The sequence below is a fragment of the Prosthecobacter sp. genome, assembly GCF_029946185.1.
In the GTDB taxonomy this organism is placed as follows: domain Bacteria; phylum Verrucomicrobiota; class Verrucomicrobiia; order Verrucomicrobiales; family Verrucomicrobiaceae; genus Prosthecobacter.
This window is the reverse complement of sequence record NZ_JAQSEA010000010.1, coordinates 40,779-55,864: the sequence shown is the minus strand read 5'-3', so window position 1 is coordinate 55,864 and position 15,086 is coordinate 40,779. Positions and strand designations below refer to the sequence as shown.

Below are 15,086 nucleotides of genomic sequence, written 5' to 3'. Positions count from 1 at the left end.
TCACAAACGATGCCATACACGTCAGCGAATGACCCGCAGCTCAGCGAAACACGCGCTTCAGCACGGCCTTCTCTTCTGGCGTCAAGGACTCGCGCCAGACCTGCTCGCCACCTTGTCCGGCGTCTTGCACCACACCGGCGGCCTGGGGGCCTTTGGCGGATTTGTCCACGCCATGCCTGCCATTTTGCAGCGCCAGCATGTCGCCCACCTGAGCGCGCGACAGATCGGTGTTCGACACCGCCTCGTTCTTGTTGGTGCCGAAATTATTCTCTTCATCGGACAGCGTCAGCGGTGCCGTCCCCGGTCCGCGCGTGATTCCGCCATTGCCGGGGCCTTCTCCATCACCTTGACCCTGGCCATTCTTTTTCAGCAGGTCTGCCAGCTCATCATCCTCGCCTTCGCCATCGCCGAGAAAGCCGGGATTTTTGCACATGCCATTGCAGCTTCCGGCCTTTTTCTTCATCGACTCGCTTAGCTGTTTCATCTGCTCTTGCGTCAGACCTTTCAGATTCTTCGGATCGAGGGCCGCAATCGACTTCAGCAGCTCAGGATCAAGCTCCAGTGCGCTCGACTTCATGTCCGCCAGCGCCTGATCAAAGTCTTTGAGCAGCTGCTCCTTGGCTTCCACGGAAAGCTGATCGGCATAATTTTTCAGTGCATTGAGGCTGCGCTCCGCCGTGCTCAGATTTTGCGCCATTTGTTTGATGTCACGCTGCAGTTGCTCCTTGAGCGTGTCTCCTGCGTTGAGGCTCTCATGGCTGAACCACTTTTCCGGCGGCTGATTGCGCAGTTCGGCGATCTTTGCCAGCTGCTCTTCCTTTTCCTCTTCAGTGACGATCTTGTCTTCCTTCAGCTTCTCCAGCCAGTCTTCCATCTGCGCCCAGGCCTGCGGCTCCACCGTCGGCCCCTTGGCTTCAACGTCCTGCGCCACCGGCAGCCAGACCGCCAGAGCAAGGCTGGCAGCGAATGAAATGACAGGGCCGCCCACGGCCCGCCAGCGCCAGCGCCAGCCATCGTCCACCTTTGCGACCAATGCCGGCCAGACACCTCGGCTGGCGGCAGCGGTGGTCAGCGCATTGTGAAGCTGGAGCTCTGACTCCAACCGCACCAAGGCCTGCGACGAGCTAATAAACTGCCGCCGCGCCAGCAGCCAGCCTGTGAGCATTAAAGCTGCAAAGACAGACGCCACCCATGGCCAGACCTGGCTCCACCCCAGCTCCATGCCACGTGAGCGCAGTACAAAAATCACGGCAAATCCGAGCACACCCGCCACCACCAGCAGAGGCATTGCCCGTGCCAGCCACCAGCCGACGTTCACTTTGCGCCGCGTGTGGCAAGCCTGTCTCAACCAGGCCGTGGAAAGCTGAGCTTGATCCGTCATGCCGGGATTCATATCCGATCATCCGCCGGATGACGAGCACAATAATCCGCGCAGCCCCGTCCAGCGCTTGCGACTTTCCTGCTTGCTCACAGCGAGCGACATGGCGCGTTCATCCCCGACGAGGACGCATAGTTTCTTCGCGCGAGTGATGGCGGTGTAGATCAGGCTGCGCTCCAGCAGCACGTAGTGCTGGGTGCTGACGGGAATGATGACGCAGAGGAACTCGCTGCCCTGGCTTTTGTGAATGCTGAGAGCGTAGGCAAGCTGGAGTTCATCAAGCTCTCCGGGCTCGTATTCGACGAGGCGGTCGGCATCGTAGCGGACGTGGATCTTCACCGGGTCGGCATCGATGGTGACGATGTGGCCGATGTCTCCATTGAAGACTTCCTTGTCGTAGTTGTTGTGGGTTTGGATGACCTTGTCGCCCACGCGGAAGGTCACGCCGAAGCGCTCGATCTCGAACTTCAATTCGTTGGGCGGATTGAGCGCGAGCTGCAGTGATTGATTGAGCGAGATGGTGCCGAGGAGGTTGCGATTCATCGGCGTGAGCACCTGGATGTCGCGGATGGGATCGAGGCCGTATTTGGTGGCGAGTCGCGTGTGCGCCAGTTCGACGAGCGTGTGCTTGATCTCCTCCGGCTCGCTCTCTTGGAGGAAAAAGAAGTCGCTGTTGCGCGAAGGCTTCAGATCGGGCACCTGACCGCGATTGATGGCATGCGCGCTGGTGATGATGCGGCTGCTGGCGGCCTGACGGAAGATCTCGGTGAGCTTGACGCACGGCACTTTTTCACTGGAGATTAAATCATACAGCACCATGCCCGGACCGACGGACGGGAGCTGATCCGCATCTCCCACGATGAGCAGATGCGCGCCCTCGGGAAGCGCGGAGAGAAACTGCGCCATGAGAGGTGCATCAATCATCGATGCTTCATCCACGACGAAGAGATGGCCAGCGAGCGGCTTGCCACGATGCCTGCCCCATTGGCCTTCGCCTTGGTATTCGAGCAGGCGATGCAGCGTCTTGGCCTCCAGGCCAGTGCTTTCGGTGAGGCGCTTGGCTGCACGGCCGGTGGGTGCGGCGAGCACGAGTTTGATCTGCTTGCTTTGTAAAATGAGGAGGATGCTGCGCAGGATGGTGGTCTTGCCGACACCGGGGCCGCCAGTGATGATGAGCAGGCGCTGCCGCAGGGCCTCGCGCACGGCGCGCTGCTGGCTTTCGGCGAGTTCCTTGCCCGTCTTCTTCATCACCCAGGCCAAGGCGGCGTCTTCGTCGATGCTCGGATAGGCCGCAGGCAGGGCGGCGAGCGACTTCACATTTGCCGCGATGCTTTGTTCGGCGGCGCGCAGGTAGGGTAAATAAAGGAACGTTTCGTGGCGCTCAATCTGATCGCCCGCGATGAGGGCTTCGACCTGTGGTGCTATCAAGGCTTCCACGCCAAGCAGGTCGATGGCTTTTTGGATGACGCTGGTTTCTGGCAGGCAGCAATGGCCGCTGCTGGCGGCAGTTTCGAGCACGTGCAGAATGCCTGCTTTGATCCGCTCGGGCGCGTCTTCGGCGACGCCGAGTTGATAAGCGATGTCGTCTGCCGTTTTAAAGCCGATACCGCGGATGTCCTGCGCCAGACGGTAGGGGTTCTCCTTCAGCACCGCCTGCGACTCTTCGCCGTAGGTTTTGTAGATGCGCAGGGCCCGCGATGAACTGATGCCGTGCTGATGCAGGAAGAGCATGATGCCGTGAATCGACTTCTGCTTGATCCATGAGGCGCGGATTTCGATGCGGCGCTTCTTGCCCACGCCTTCCACGTCTTCGAGTTTTTTCGATTCGTTCTCGATGATGTCGAAGACCTTGGGGCCGAATTTCTCCACCAAACGCTTCGCATACTTCGGCCCGATGCCCTCGATCAAGCCGCTGCCGAGGTAGCGCTCGATTCCTGCCAGGGAATCCGGGCGCGTGAGCTTGATGGCCTCCGCCTTGAACTGCGGGCCAAAGTCGCGGTTCGGCTCCCAGATGCCCCTGGCTTCGAATTCCTCTCCGGCCACGACGCGCGGTGCTTTGCCGATCAGGCTCACGACATCGTGCCGGCCTTGGGGGACGATTTTCAAGATGCAGTAGCCGTTGTCCTCATTGTGAAACACCACGCGATCCACGAGTCCGCGCAGGACTTCGGATTTGGAGGTTTTTCGTGGGGCTGGCATCGGTGCAGGCTAGACACGGATGCGCCTTCTCACAAACACGATTGCTTTGTCGTGGTTGATCAGACGGCCAATTGGTCTCTAGTTGGCTTCAACTCAAACATCCCCATTTTGCTGGACCACTATCGACTGCATCTTCGCGACCAACTTCCCGTGCTCCTGCGTCCGCTGCTTCCGGATGATCGGGAGCGGATCATCGATGCCTTCAAGCGGCTTTCGCCTGAATCCACTTACTTCAGGTTCTGGACAAGCTTCCGTGGGGCCAATCCAACCTTCATCGACCGTCTCTGTGCGGAAGATCAGGGGCAGCATGCGAGCTGGATCATTGTGATCGAAGACAACGACGATGTTCCCGGCGTAGGAGGTGGCTCGTTCTGGCGCTCCGCCGAGAATGCAGAAATGGCAGAGGTTTCCTTCACCGTGGCGGATGAATTTCAAGGGCAGGGTGCTGGCACCCTGTTGCTCGCGGCCATCTGGGAGCATGCGTACGCCATTGGCATCCGGCAGTTCGTGGGGCACGTGCTGGATGATAATTATGTGATGCTCACCTGGTGGAGCAGCCTTGGCGCGGCCCATGTCAGGCAGCCTCATGGCGGCTGGGAATTAACACTCACGCTGGATGAGTCTCTGCTGCCAGACACGTCTGCCGCCAACAGCTTGCGACAGAGGCTGGCGGCCATTCGCGCCGCAGACAGTGAGCAGTCTCACCCGTGATGCCGCGTGCGGAACTCCTTCGGAGTCATGCCGGTGCGTTTGCGGAACTGCTGGGTGAAGGCGCTTTGATCGCAGAAGCCGTGATCGAGGGCGATCTGGATGATGGGCGTTGACGTCTTGGCAAGGGCCTCGGCGGCGGATTGAATGCGAGTGCGCAGCAGCAGCTCATAGGGACTGAGGCCGAGAGCGGCGCGGAGTTTGCGATGCAGGTGGCGCTCGGAAACTCCGGCTGCGCGGGCGAGCTCCGCAGTGGTGATGACCTCCTGGCAGTGTTCGCTGGCATATTTCACAGCGGCGGCCACTTCTCGCACATCGTGCTGCCGCATGCGGTCTTCATTGCGCCGCGTGATGCCCATGACGCCAATGACTCTGCCCCGCCTGTCGCGCACGGGCAGCTTGGTGCAGAGGAACCAGTTTAAATTTCGCTGCTCGTCATACCAGACTTCGAGGCGGTTGATGAGCGGCTTGCCACTGCGAATGACCTTCTGGTCGTCTTCGCGGTAGGCCTTGGCGACATCCGCCGGGAAGAACTTCTCGTCCATCGCGCCGATGAGATCGCGCTCGCTCTTGATGCCGAAGCGCTCATACGTGGCGCTGTTCGCCGCGATGTGACGCCCCTGATCATCCTTCATGAAGAAGAACACGCCCGGCATGTGCTCAAAGACGGCCCGCACGCCCTGCGGATCGGCGATCCGGGCGAAGAATTCGGCTTGGAGGCGTGGCAGCGGCATGGCCGGATTTTAACAAAGATTGGCAGCCTGTCACCAAACGAACGGCCGGTTGCGACAGTATGTAAATGGCGATATTTCAACCTCCGCTCGTCATGCACCTCCGCTTCCTTTCCTTCCTCGCCTTCGCGAGCACCGCCGCCTTCGCTCAAACGAAGCCGGCTTACACCTTCCCCATCAAGGCGCTGACTGCCGAGGAGGAACTGAAAACGATCCAGCTGCCCGACGGCTACTCACTGGAGCTGGTGCTGAGTGATCCGACGATCAAGGAGCCCACGGCCATCGCCTTCGATGGCAATGGCAAGATGTACATCGTCGAGATGCGCACCTACATGCAGGACATCGACGGCACGGACGAACTGACGCCGAAGAGCCGCATCTCGCTGCATGAATCCACCAAGGGCGATGGCGTCTTCGACAAGCACAGCGTCTATCTCGACAACATCCTGCTACCCCGCATGGTGCTGCCGCTGGATGACCGTGTGCTGGTGGGCATCACGGACACGAACGACGTCACGCTGCATCGCGATGCGAATGGTGACGGCGTGGCGGATGAGCAAGCGCCGTGGTATGTCGGCGGCCCGCGCGGTGGCAACATGGAGCATCAGCCCAGCGGCCTCGTGTGGGGTCTCGACAACTGGATTTACACGACCTACAACGGCTACCGCCTGCGCTGGAATTGCAAGGACGCGCCGCTCAAAGAAAACACCGCGCCGAATGGCGGCCAGTGGGGTCTGGCGCAGGATGACTACGGCAAGATGTGGTGGAGCAATGCCGGTGGCGAAAAGGGCCTGTGGAACTATCAGGCACCGATCCTCTATGCCGCAATCAACGTGCCGCAGCAAAAGAGCGAGAAATTTGACACCGTGTGGCCCATCGTCGCACTGGGCGATTTCCAGGGTGGCCCCGGACGCTTTCACTCACCGGAAGACTTGCGCTTGAATCACTTCACGGGCTGTGCGGGACAGACGGTGTATCGAGGTGACCGCCTGCCCAAGGAACTGTATGGCAATGTCTTCCTCCCAGAGCCGGTGGGTCGTTTGATCCGCCGCTCCACCGTTGAGGTGAAGGATGGCATCACCACCGTGACCAATCCGTATGAAGCGCAGATGGATGAGTTCATCCGCAGCAGCGATCCGAATTTCCGTCCGCTGAACATGACCACCGGCCCGGATGGCTGCCTCTATATCGTCGATGCGTATCGCGGCATTATTCAGGAAGGCAACTGGGTCAAGCCGGGAAGCTTCCTGCGCTCTGCCATCGAACCTACCGGAATGCAGCACGTCACCGGTCATGGCCGCGTGTGGCGTCTGGTGCACAAAGATTTCAAACCCGGCGCGCAGCCAAAGATGATCGGCGAGACACCCGCACAACTCGTCGCCCACCTCACGCATCCGAACGGCTTCTGGCGCGACACCGCACAGCGCATGCTGGTGGTCAAGAATGACAAGTCCGTGGTGCCCGCACTCATCGAGATGGCTGCGAAGAATGACAACCATCTCGCACGACTGCACGCGCTGTGGACGCTTGAAGGTCTCGATGCCATCACGCCCGAGATCATCCACACGGCGATGAAAGATGAGCATCCCCAGCTCCGCGCCAGTGGCATCCGCGTGGCGGAGTCGCTGGTGAAGAAAGGCGACACCGCTTTGATCGCCGACATCAAAGCTCTGCGCGCGGACAAGGACCCGACTGTGGTGCTGCAGACACTTTACACCAGCCGCCACTTCAACTGGCCGAACTGGAAGCTCGAAGCGCAGACCATGCTCATGACATCGCTCAGCATTGGCGTGAGGGAAATCGGCGCGCAGTTGCTCGTGGAAGCACCGAAGATCAGCGGCAGCTTCACGAAGGATGAGAAGAAGCAGTTGGAGCGCGGACAGGAAATTTTCCGCTCGCTTTGCTTCGCCTGCCACGGCTTCGATGGCACGGGCATGCCGATTGCTGGTCGCGAAGGCGCCACCCTGGCCCCACCGCTTGCCGGTTCCAAAACGGCCGTGCAAGGAGACGCCATCGTGCGCGTGATGATGAACGGCCTCGCCGGCCCGATCAATGGCAAGACCTACGAGGCACAGATGGTGCCGATGGCCACGAACAACGACCAATGGATCGCCGACGTCACCAGCTACATTCGCAAGGCTTTCGGCAACAACGGCAAGCTCGTTCAGAAGAAACAGGTGGAGGCCTTGCGCAAAGAACTCTCGAAGCGCATCACACCATGGACCATCGAGGAACTGCTGGCGCTGTACCCGCAGCCGCTGAAAAACCGTGCTGACTGGAAGCTCAGTGCCAGCCATGGCGCGAAGGAAGTTGGCAAAGCCGTTGATGGCGACATCGCCACCCGCTGGGACACGCATGCTTCGCAGAGTCCGGACATGTGGTTTCAGATCGAGCTTCCTGAAGCCACTGACATCTCCGGGCTGTTGCTCGACACTGGAAAGTCGCATAACGATTACCCGCGCCAGTACAAAATCGAACTGTCACTCAACGGCACCGAGTGGGAGAAGCCCGTGCTCCAAGCCAATGGCGACGCCGGAGCCATCGAATATCTCTTCCCCAAACCGACGAAGGCCAAGTACATCCGCATCCTGCAGACTGGTGAACGGAAAGGGACCTACTGGTCCATTCATGAGCTGGAGGTGCTGGGCGTGGTGAAGTGATCATGATCACAAGGTGTTGAAGAAGTGGCGCAATCAACTGCCCAATAGATGTCGTTCATGATCGCGGCAGGTTCAGGCAATCCGCTCGTCATTGCATAGGCTGCCGCGTCTTTGGCTTCGGCAAGTGCATCCGCCCGCATTTGTTTCAAGCAATTTTGATCCACGCCTTTTTCGCTTAGCCATTGGGCGTTCATAGTTTCAAGGGATCGTGGGTCTGCTGCCGCTCTTCGACTTCCAGCCTGATGCGATAGCGAAACTTGCTTGCATCCGCGACGGTAAATCCCTCGAATCGGTAAGTCGCCATCTCCAGCAGATTCATCAACTCGCCGCCGAAGGGCTGGCGTTCCCAGCAGGGCGGCTGCTTTTATCTTTCATTGTCCTCAAAGATCGCTTCAATCGGCCGTTTGAAAAGCTTCGCCACCTTGAAGGCGAGCGGCAGGCTGGGATCGTATTTCTCCGTTTCGATGGCGTTGATGGTCTGCCGAGAAACGCCCAGCTTGTCCGCGAGATCGCCCTGCGACCACGCCTTCTCCGCCCGCAGTTCACGCAATTTATTTTTCATTGGTAACGGCGTTTGAGGACCAGTGCAGCAATCAGCCAGCTGCTCATAAACATCATGAATGTCCACCATGCGGACACGTGTGGAAACACGGTGCTCTCAATCAGTCCATAGGAAGCCGCCAGCATTGCGGTGACGCCGCCGGCGACGGCGAGTGAGTCCACAGCGATACGTCGCGCCAGTTCGTCCATTCCATTGAGAAAACGAATGACGGCAAGAAACACGAGGGCCAGAGGAATCGCAGGAGCCAGTGAGAGAGCGCACTGCCACCCACCATTCCACTGCCGGCCGATTTCAGAGGAGAGAAGAACACGGCTCGCGATGATAAGCACCGCATAGCCAGCCATGGCAGCGCCGAGTTCCGCAAAATACCGGTGAAAGGCGCGCGTGGTCGGATTGATCGAGTTATTCATTTGGAGCGAGGGTGGGTGATGGAGTGGCCGAGAGTTGAGGGGTTATTCTGCATGCATCGACATGTAAAGCATGCTTGTCACATGTCAAGTATGCTTTACATAGTTGAACAACCTCGGGCGAGGATCTGAAGGGAATATACTTGCAGACATTTCCCTGCAGCTCTGGCAGATTGCATTGCTCGCGATCGTTGCCTTGTTTATCGGCGCGATGCGCTACCGGCAGACGCTGGATTGAGGGTCATTGTTCTTGGAATACTCTTCGCATGAATACCAACGCTGCCGTCCAGTCTTTTGAGTTGCGACGTTTCCCTGATCTCAGATCTCCTCTTTTTAAAGTGCTATGGATCTACCTTGCATTGATTGTGTGGGAGCACTGGCTCTTTGCATTGGGTGTCGTGAGCGTGGTTTTCATTTACAGGTTTTGGCGGCTGCGGCGTCCGGCTGCCTGCCTTCAGCTTTCTGATGCCGAAATACTTGTGCCGACTGGCTTGTTCCAAAGTTTCAAAATCGGCAGGCAACTGGTGGAAGAGGTGTCTCTGACTGCCACAGGAGTCATCATCGCCTGGAAGAAAGCGGGCGTGCCGCATTACACCCGCGTAAGTTCTGCGTGGTTCGACGATGCGGTTTGGCGCAAGGCCTGTCCGGCGCTTTTGGCGTGGGCATGACCCGGTGATTTGCCGGGTTGCGAGGGGGAGACACGGATTTGCACCGCAGAGGCGGGAACGCCACAGAGATTTTCTGAATTGGGCAGCGGTTTCTTAGAGCCTGTAAAACTGGGTCGCGTTGCCTGACCACAGCTTGCGCTGGTCGGCGAAGGGGCGTGAGGCGACGATCTGATCCAGCGCCTCCACCCAGCCACGAACACGACTGCCGAGGAGGCAGACGGGCCAGTCACCGCCGAAGAAGACGCGGTCGGGGCCGAAGGCATCGAGGCAATGATTCACCACGGGGGCGAGGTCTTCGGCGCGCCATTCGCCGGGTGGCACGAAGGCAACGATGCCGCTGATCTTGCACATCACGCCGGGCTGTGCGGCGACGGCGTCGATGCCGCGTTTCCAGCCGTCGGCGGTGCAGGTGCGTGGCAAACCGGGACCGAGTTTGGGATTGAAGGCTTTGGGGTCGCCGTTGCCGCAGTGGTCGAGCACGAAGTGAGTTTCGGGGCACTGCTGGATGAGCTTCGCCGCATCGTGCAGCTCGGTGGGGCGCATGGTGAGTTCGAAGTTGAGGCCGTGTTTGCCGAGCGTCTGCACGCCACGCACGAAGTCCGGGCGCAGGCAGTAGCCTGCGGGCGTGGAGGGACCATGCAGCACCTGGCGCAGGCCTTTGACGATGCCGTTGCCCGCGTAGCGCTGCACGTAGCTTTCGAAATCAGCGGAGGCGGGACGACCGCCGATGGTGGCGGCGATGGTGGGCGTGTTGCGGGCGCGACACTGTGCCACGATGGCATCAGCTTCTTTGATGTGGTCGCGCGGAGCCACATCGACTTCCATGTAGATGGCTTTTACGTTCAGGCCGTGTGTGGCTTCTTGATATTCCGGCGTGAGGAAGGTGTGCCGCAGGACTTCAGGCGCGGTTTTGACCCACGGAGGGTTCACGAAATCGCCGCCCCAGAGATGCTGATGGGTGTCGATGATGAGCTTGTCTGCCCGCTTGGTCGTCGTAGTGCAGGAGGAAGCGGTAAGAGCTGCGGCGGAGGTGGTCTGGAGAAACTGGCGGCGATTCATGAGGTGATGTTGGAGAAGCCAATACGGGATACAAAACGCGTCCTTGTCAGGAACCGTTGGTCTTGCAGGCAATCATTCGTCTGCGTTCAATCCTTCGATGTCCGCCAAGTCCTTGTGCCGTCCGCTCGCCCGCTTGTTGCGGATCAAATCTTCCAATGCAATGACAGGTACCATGAGGCCGTCAAAATCGGCCATTTGTTTGCGCGGCACGCATTCGGCAAATTCAATGCCTGAAATCTGATTGAGGATTTCGATCCGGTTCGGCGGGAACCCAAAACGCACAATGTTTCCAGGCTTGAGAAACAGGGACTCATCGACCATGCCCGGTTTAAAACCGAAGCGTTCCAGGCTCTTTAGAAGGCGACACGTGTTCTCGACGCTCATCTCCACCCAGACGTCCATATCCTGGGTCAGTCGCGGGTAGCCGTGGTATCCCACCGCCCAGCCGCCGATCAAGAGATACTCAACCTTCTCCTCGTTGAGATACCTCAAAAACTCGGTCAAATCGTCTGAGAGCATCCTCTCCATAGTAGGCCAGTCGTAATTTTTCGATTCCTAGAAAGCGCTCCCGTGCCGGACGCGACATCCAGTACTCGTAATCCTCGCGTCGCTGATCTTCGAACGTGCCCACCGAAACCGCCGTGCGATCCAGACGGTTCATGTTCAGCAGTGAAAGGGCGGCGGGTGACATATCCCCTGATGGTAGAGGTAAAGCGTTGTCACGCAAGACAGGTTCTTTCAGCATCCTAAGCCCTTCGGGCCGCCTTACTTCAACATTGAAAAGACCACCAAATTCAGCAGCCAAAGCGATACTAGAACTCCGAATACGCCAAGGATGATTTCGAGCGTTATCCAAACCCATCCATCATTCTGCCACTCGCGGTGCTTCTTGAGCCGGTACTTCCGACTCAAGAGATAGCGCCAGCCGCCGATGATCATCTCGGCGAGGTCGCCGAAATCGAGCAGATCATCATGCGGCATGGCGCGTCACGAGTTCACTCACACATGGATCGGATGCCCCTTGGCGACTTCGGTAGCCTCCTTGACCATCTCGCTAAGAGTCGGATGGGCGTGGATGGTGGCTTCGATTTCGTCCCAGGTGGCTTCCAGATTCATGGCGAGGCCGATCTCGGCGATCATCTCGGTGCTTTCGCTGCCGATCATGTGTGCGCCGATGATTTCGCCGTGAGGTTCGCCGTAGAGGATCTTGACGAAGCCTTCGGACTCAGCAGCGGCGAGAGCCTTGCCACTGGCCGCATACGGGAACTTGCCGACCTTGAACTTGAGGCCCTTTTCCTTCGCCGCACGCTCGGTGAGGCCGATGCTGGCCACCTGCGGATGGCAGTAGGTGCAGCCTGGGAACACGCCGACTTTCTTCGGCTTGCTCTTGGTGAAGAGACCTTCCACGCACTGGACAGCCTCGTAGCTGGCCACGTGGGCGAGCCAGGGTGGCCCGATGATGTCGCCGGCAGCATAGACGCCTTTGACGGAGGTCTGATAGCGGTCGTCGGTCTGCAGCCAGCCGCGGTCGGTGAGCTTGATCTCCATGCCGCCGGGCAGCACTGGGGCCACGCCGATGGCGACGAGGCAAACTTCTGCCTCCAGCGTTTCATTGGCAGCGCCTTCGACGGTGATTTTGACGCCATTGCCGTCTTCGGAGGTGCCGGTGACCTTCGTGTTCGTGAGAATGCGGATGCCGGACTTGGTCAGGCTCTTTTCCAGGAGCTTGCTGACTTCGGTGTCTTCCACTGGCAGCACGTCTGGCAGCATTTCAACGACGGTCACCTTGGTGCCGTAGGCGTTGAAGAAGTAGGCAAACTCAATGCCGATGGCACCTGCGCCGATGACGATGATGCTCTTCGGCTGCTTTTCCAGCATCATGGCTTCCTTGCTGCCGATGACGGTCTTGCCGTTGAAGGGGAAGCCGGGCATCGGGCGGGTCTTGGCGCCGGTAGCGATGAGGATGTTAGCCGCATCGTGGGTTTCCGTTTTGCCGTCTGCAGCGGTCACTTCGACCTTGCCTGCGGCAGGGATGCTGGCGGTGCCACGGATGTAATCGACCTTGTTCTTCTTGAAGAGGAACTCGATGCCCTTGTTGAGCTTGTCGCTGACGCCACGGCTGCGGCCGATGACCTTGGACCAGTCGTACTCGATGCTGCCGATCTTGAGGCCGAACTCCTCGGCGCGGTGGGTCAGGGTATGATACAGCTCGGCGTTGCGCAGGAGAGCCTTGGTAGGAATACAGCCCCAGTTCAGGCAGGTGCCGCCGGCACGGTCGTTTTCGACACAGGCCACTTTTTTGCCGAGTTGCGCTGCGCGGATAGCTCCGACGTAGCCCGCAGGCCCGCCGCCGATGACAATGAGGTCGTAGTTCATGTAAAGAGTGTAATTGGGAGTAAGACGACCGAGAGAAGCGCAGCCCGGCACCGTATTCAACAGCAGATTCCCCGCAGGATCGCAGTTTGACCTGCCGGGCGGGTGAACGTAAACTCCAGCACGCGCATGTTCTCTCTCTGCACTTCCTTGGCTCGCAGAGCCGCTACGGTCTCCGTGGCGTTCGGCCTCATTGCCACAACAGCCATGGCTGCGGGGGGGGCGGATAAAAACCCAGCGCCGAAGGCCGACATCGCCGAACTTCTGAAGATCCAGAACGGCGTGCAGAAGTTCCTGCCCCAAGTGCGTCAGGCGCTGGTGGCCATCCAGTCCGGCGACGGCACGGCCAGCGGCGTCATCATTTCCGCCGACGGACTGCTGCTCACCGCCGCCCATGTCCCCAATGGCCCTGGCAAGGAGATGAAGATCATTTTGGAAGATGGCACCATCACCACGGCCAAATCTCTAGGACTGGACAAAACGACCGATGCCGCACTGGCGAGACTGAAAGATCGTGGCAAACCCTGGCCCTTTGTGAATCTGAGCCGTGAAGTCGCCAAGGCGCAGCCCGGCGAGTGGTGCTTTGCGCTCGGACACCCTGGCGGCTACGAAAAGGCACGCGGCCCCGTGCTGCGCGTGGGCAAGATCATCAAACAAACCGCCAACAGCCTGCATACCGACTGCGTGCTGATGGGTGGCGACTCTGGCGGCCCGCTGTTCAATCTCAATGGCGAGGTGATCGGCATCCACAGCCAGATCTGGGAGGGCCGGGATCAAAACGTCCACGTTTCCATGGCCCCTTTTCTCCGCTCCTGGGGGGCGATGCAGAAGTCGCAGGTCATCAAGACCTGGGGTACGGGCGCAGGCGGCTATCTCGGGGTGGCGACCGTGATGAACGACAGCCTCGATCTCGAGGTGGCCGATGTGATCGACGCCTCGCCCGCTCTTAAGGCCGGCATTCGTACCGGGGATGTCATCCTCAGTGTCAATGGCGACGCCATGACCGACCAGCAGCAGTTCACCGCCACCGTGCGTGCCCTTGCCGCCGGCGACACCCTCAAAATCAGACTGAGAACCCACGGCAAGGAACGTGACCTGTCCGTCCAACTGGCGCAAAAACCGCAGGAGGAAGGACAGTGAAAATGACGCATGCCGAATTCAGAGCCGAGCGAAGCGAGACAGCCAGCACCGCGAAGCGTGTGCTGCCCCGAAGGGGTGAGCAAAGCGAAGCAATGACGAATGTCAGGCCCGCCGCATGCCGTGCGTGGGGAGTTTTATCCATTGGCTTTCGTCATTCCGCCTTTCTCGTCCTCCTCAGCCCTCTTTTTCTTCAGGCGGATCCGTCCCGCCTGCCTCTGCCTCAGGAAGACCGCACCAATGGGAAGCACACACTCTCCGCGGTCGAGAAGCTCAAGCCGCTCACGATCGCCTGTGCCGCGCGCATTAAGAGCCCGCTGGGCCGCACCCTCTGCACCGCCACCATTGTGGGTGAAGACGGCTACGTTTTGATCAAGGCCAGTGAAGTGCCCGAGCTGCAGAAAACACGCATCAATTTCAGCGACGGGCGCAGCGCCGATCTGCGCGAGGTGCACCGCGACACACGGTTGGATCTGGTGCTGGCTCAGGCCGTTGGCATCACCGGCCTGCGTGCAGTTTCTTTTGGGGGTGCCCATTCCCTCGGCCTCGGCCAGTGGCTGTGCAGTGTCGCCGAGTCAGGCCAAGAAACGCGCATCGGCATTGTCAGCGCCAAATTCCGCCGCATTCCGGGCGAAGGAGCCGCCATGGGCATCCGCATGGATGCCAAGACGTCCAAAGATGGAAAAGGCGTACGCATCGTTGGCATCGCCAGCGAAAGCCCAGCTGAGGCCGCCGGTTTGCAGGAGGACGATGTCCTCATCACCATTGCAGGTGAAAAGGTGGCGGCGCTTGATCGCGTTTATGACATCGTCAAAAGGCGCCAGCCCGGTGAGATCATTGACATCCACTACCTGCGCAAAAACAAGGAGGAAAGCTGCCGGGTCCGCCTCGCCAGCCGCACCAAGGTGCTGAATAACTGGGAGGGGGAAGACTTCGCCAATGGCGGCATCTCCCTGCGCAACGACAACTTCCCCGAAGTCCTCCAGCACGACATCCCGCTCCTCCCCGCCGACATGGGCGGCCCCGTCGCCACGCTCGAAGGCAAGGTCGTCGGCATCAACATCGCACGAGTTGACCGCGTCACCACCTTTGCCCTGCCCGTGGAAGCCTTCTGGACCGAGGTCCAGCAGTGGATCAAGGCCGACCGCCATCCGCCGAAGGCGGTGGTGGCGCAATAAAGGGGTGCAAGCCTCCGGCTTGCGTG

At 59.6% G+C, this 15,086-nt stretch carries 16 protein-coding genes; 5 read left to right on the top strand and 11 right to left on the bottom strand.

Annotated features, from left to right (window positions below):
- Window positions 1–40: 40 nt before the first annotated feature.
- Both PSV43_RS00650 and PSV43_RS00645 read right to left on the bottom strand, forming a co-directional pair.
- Window positions 41–1,381, bottom strand: coding sequence for a hypothetical protein (locus tag PSV43_RS00650; RefSeq protein WP_300192644.1), 1,341 nt, complete (start codon window positions 1,379–1,381; stop codon window positions 41–43).
- Window positions 1,382–1,399: 18 nt separating this feature from the next.
- A complete protein-coding gene (locus PSV43_RS00645; RefSeq protein ID WP_300192643.1) occupies window positions 1,400–3,577 on the bottom strand; it encodes an ATP-dependent RecD-like DNA helicase in 2,178 nt (725 codons plus the stop codon).
- Between the two features lie 150 nt (window positions 3,578–3,727).
- On the opposite strand from PSV43_RS00645, the gene PSV43_RS00640 reads away from it, so the two are divergent.
- Window positions 3,728–4,288: a GNAT family N-acetyltransferase gene (locus tag PSV43_RS00640; protein ID WP_300192641.1), complete on the top strand. Its 561-nt coding sequence runs from the start codon at window positions 3,728–3,730 to the stop codon at window positions 4,286–4,288.
- On the opposite strand, the gene PSV43_RS00635 is transcribed toward PSV43_RS00640, so the two are convergent.
- Complete coding sequence (locus PSV43_RS00635; RefSeq protein ID WP_300192639.1) at window positions 4,279–5,019, bottom strand: helix-turn-helix domain-containing protein; 741 nt, start codon at window positions 5,017–5,019, stop codon at window positions 4,279–4,281. The genes PSV43_RS00640 and PSV43_RS00635 overlap by 10 nt on opposite strands.
- 92 nt (window positions 5,020–5,111) lie before the next feature.
- Between PSV43_RS00635 and PSV43_RS00630 the strand changes: the two genes are divergently transcribed.
- Window positions 5,112–7,676, top strand: coding sequence for a discoidin domain-containing protein (locus tag PSV43_RS00630; RefSeq protein WP_300192637.1), 2,565 nt, complete (start codon window positions 5,112–5,114; stop codon window positions 7,674–7,676).
- On the opposite strand, the gene PSV43_RS00625 is transcribed toward PSV43_RS00630, so the two are convergent.
- The 3 genes from PSV43_RS00625 to PSV43_RS00615 all read right to left on the bottom strand — a co-directional run bounded on the left by PSV43_RS00625 (window position 7,643) and on the right by PSV43_RS00615 (window position 8,648).
- Complete coding sequence (locus PSV43_RS00625) at window positions 7,643–7,870, bottom strand: hypothetical protein (RefSeq protein WP_300192635.1); 228 nt, start codon at window positions 7,868–7,870, stop codon at window positions 7,643–7,645. The genes PSV43_RS00630 and PSV43_RS00625 overlap by 34 nt on opposite strands.
- Window positions 7,871–8,040: 170 nt before the next feature.
- On the bottom strand, window positions 8,041–8,238 hold the full coding sequence (locus PSV43_RS00620; RefSeq protein WP_300192633.1) for a helix-turn-helix transcriptional regulator: 198 nt from the start codon (window positions 8,236–8,238) through the stop codon (window positions 8,041–8,043).
- Window positions 8,235–8,648, bottom strand: a complete 414-nt coding sequence (locus tag PSV43_RS00615; RefSeq protein WP_300192631.1) for a hypothetical protein — start codon at window positions 8,646–8,648, stop codon at window positions 8,235–8,237. Before PSV43_RS00615 ends, PSV43_RS00620 begins: the two co-directional genes overlap by 4 nt.
- Before the next feature lie 263 nt (window positions 8,649–8,911).
- On the opposite strand from PSV43_RS00615, the gene PSV43_RS00610 reads away from it, so the two are divergent.
- Window positions 8,912–9,313: a hypothetical protein gene (locus tag PSV43_RS00610; protein ID WP_300192629.1), complete on the top strand. Its 402-nt coding sequence runs from the start codon at window positions 8,912–8,914 to the stop codon at window positions 9,311–9,313.
- 93 nt (window positions 9,314–9,406) lie between these two features.
- Here PSV43_RS00610 and PSV43_RS00605 read toward each other — a convergent pair whose 3' ends face one another.
- The 5 genes from PSV43_RS00605 to lpdA all read right to left on the bottom strand — a co-directional run bounded on the left by PSV43_RS00605 (window position 9,407) and on the right by lpdA (window position 12,748).
- Window positions 9,407–10,372 (bottom strand): amidohydrolase family protein, encoded by a 966-nt coding sequence (locus PSV43_RS00605; RefSeq protein WP_300192627.1) that lies wholly within the window; start codon window positions 10,370–10,372, stop codon window positions 9,407–9,409.
- A 72-nt stretch (window positions 10,373–10,444) separates the two neighbouring features.
- Window positions 10,445–10,828 (bottom strand): hypothetical protein, encoded by a 384-nt coding sequence (locus PSV43_RS00600; protein ID WP_300192625.1) that lies wholly within the window; start codon window positions 10,826–10,828, stop codon window positions 10,445–10,447.
- 7 nt (window positions 10,829–10,835) lie between these two features.
- Complete coding sequence (locus PSV43_RS00595; RefSeq protein WP_300192623.1) at window positions 10,836–11,063, bottom strand: hypothetical protein; 228 nt, start codon at window positions 11,061–11,063, stop codon at window positions 10,836–10,838.
- A 74-nt stretch (window positions 11,064–11,137) separates the two neighbouring features.
- Complete coding sequence (locus tag PSV43_RS00590; RefSeq protein ID WP_300192621.1) at window positions 11,138–11,353, bottom strand: hypothetical protein; 216 nt, start codon at window positions 11,351–11,353, stop codon at window positions 11,138–11,140.
- Window positions 11,354–11,371: 18 nt separating this feature from the next.
- A complete protein-coding gene (gene lpdA / locus PSV43_RS00585) occupies window positions 11,372–12,748 on the bottom strand; it encodes a dihydrolipoyl dehydrogenase (RefSeq protein WP_300192619.1) in 1,377 nt (458 codons plus the stop codon).
- Between the two features lie 147 nt (window positions 12,749–12,895).
- Here lpdA and PSV43_RS00580 point away from each other — a divergent pair, with 147 nt between their 5' ends.
- Both PSV43_RS00580 and PSV43_RS00575 read left to right on the top strand, forming a co-directional pair.
- Window positions 12,896–13,885 carry a trypsin-like peptidase domain-containing protein gene (locus PSV43_RS00580; RefSeq protein WP_300192617.1) on the top strand — a complete coding sequence of 330 codons (990 nt, stop codon included), beginning with the start codon at window positions 12,896–12,898 and terminating at the stop codon, window positions 13,883–13,885.
- A 92-nt stretch (window positions 13,886–13,977) separates the two neighbouring features.
- Entirely contained in the window at window positions 13,978–15,060 is a 1,083-nt protein-coding gene (locus PSV43_RS00575) for a PDZ domain-containing protein (protein ID WP_300192615.1), read from the top strand.
- Window positions 15,061–15,086 lie beyond the last annotated feature (26 nt).

Excerpts from the sequence above, each read along its gene's own strand:
- PSV43_RS00650 (WP_300192644.1), bottom strand. The coding sequence starts at position 1,381 with ATGACGGATCAAGCTCAGCTTTCCACGGCCTGGTTGAGACAGGCTTGC.
- PSV43_RS00645 (WP_300192643.1), bottom strand. The coding sequence starts at position 3,577 with ATGCCAGCCCCACGAAAAACCTCCAAATCCGAAGTCCTGCGCGGACTC.
- PSV43_RS00635 (WP_300192639.1), bottom strand. The coding sequence starts at position 5,019 with ATGCCGCTGCCACGCCTCCAAGCCGAATTCTTCGCCCGGATCGCCGAT.
- PSV43_RS00630 (WP_300192637.1), top strand. The coding sequence starts at position 5,112 with ATGCACCTCCGCTTCCTTTCCTTCCTCGCCTTCGCGAGCACCGCCGCC.
- PSV43_RS00625 (WP_300192635.1), bottom strand. The coding sequence starts at position 7,870 with ATGAACGCCCAATGGCTAAGCGAAAAAGGCGTGGATCAAAATTGCTTG.
- PSV43_RS00620 (WP_300192633.1), bottom strand. The coding sequence starts at position 8,238 with ATGAAAAATAAATTGCGTGAACTGCGGGCGGAGAAGGCGTGGTCGCAG.
- PSV43_RS00615 (WP_300192631.1), bottom strand. The coding sequence starts at position 8,648 with ATGAATAACTCGATCAATCCGACCACGCGCGCCTTTCACCGGTATTTT.
- PSV43_RS00610 (WP_300192629.1), top strand. The coding sequence starts at position 8,912 with ATGAATACCAACGCTGCCGTCCAGTCTTTTGAGTTGCGACGTTTCCCT.
- PSV43_RS00605 (WP_300192627.1), bottom strand. The coding sequence starts at position 10,372 with ATGAATCGCCGCCAGTTTCTCCAGACCACCTCCGCCGCAGCTCTTACC.
- PSV43_RS00595 (WP_300192623.1), bottom strand. The coding sequence starts at position 11,063 with ATGTCACCCGCCGCCCTTTCACTGCTGAACATGAACCGTCTGGATCGC.
- PSV43_RS00590 (WP_300192621.1), bottom strand. The coding sequence starts at position 11,353 with ATGCCGCATGATGATCTGCTCGATTTCGGCGACCTCGCCGAGATGATC.
- lpdA (WP_300192619.1), bottom strand. The coding sequence starts at position 12,748 with ATGAACTACGACCTCATTGTCATCGGCGGCGGGCCTGCGGGCTACGTC.
- PSV43_RS00575 (WP_300192615.1), top strand. The coding sequence starts at position 13,978 with ATGACGAATGTCAGGCCCGCCGCATGCCGTGCGTGGGGAGTTTTATCC.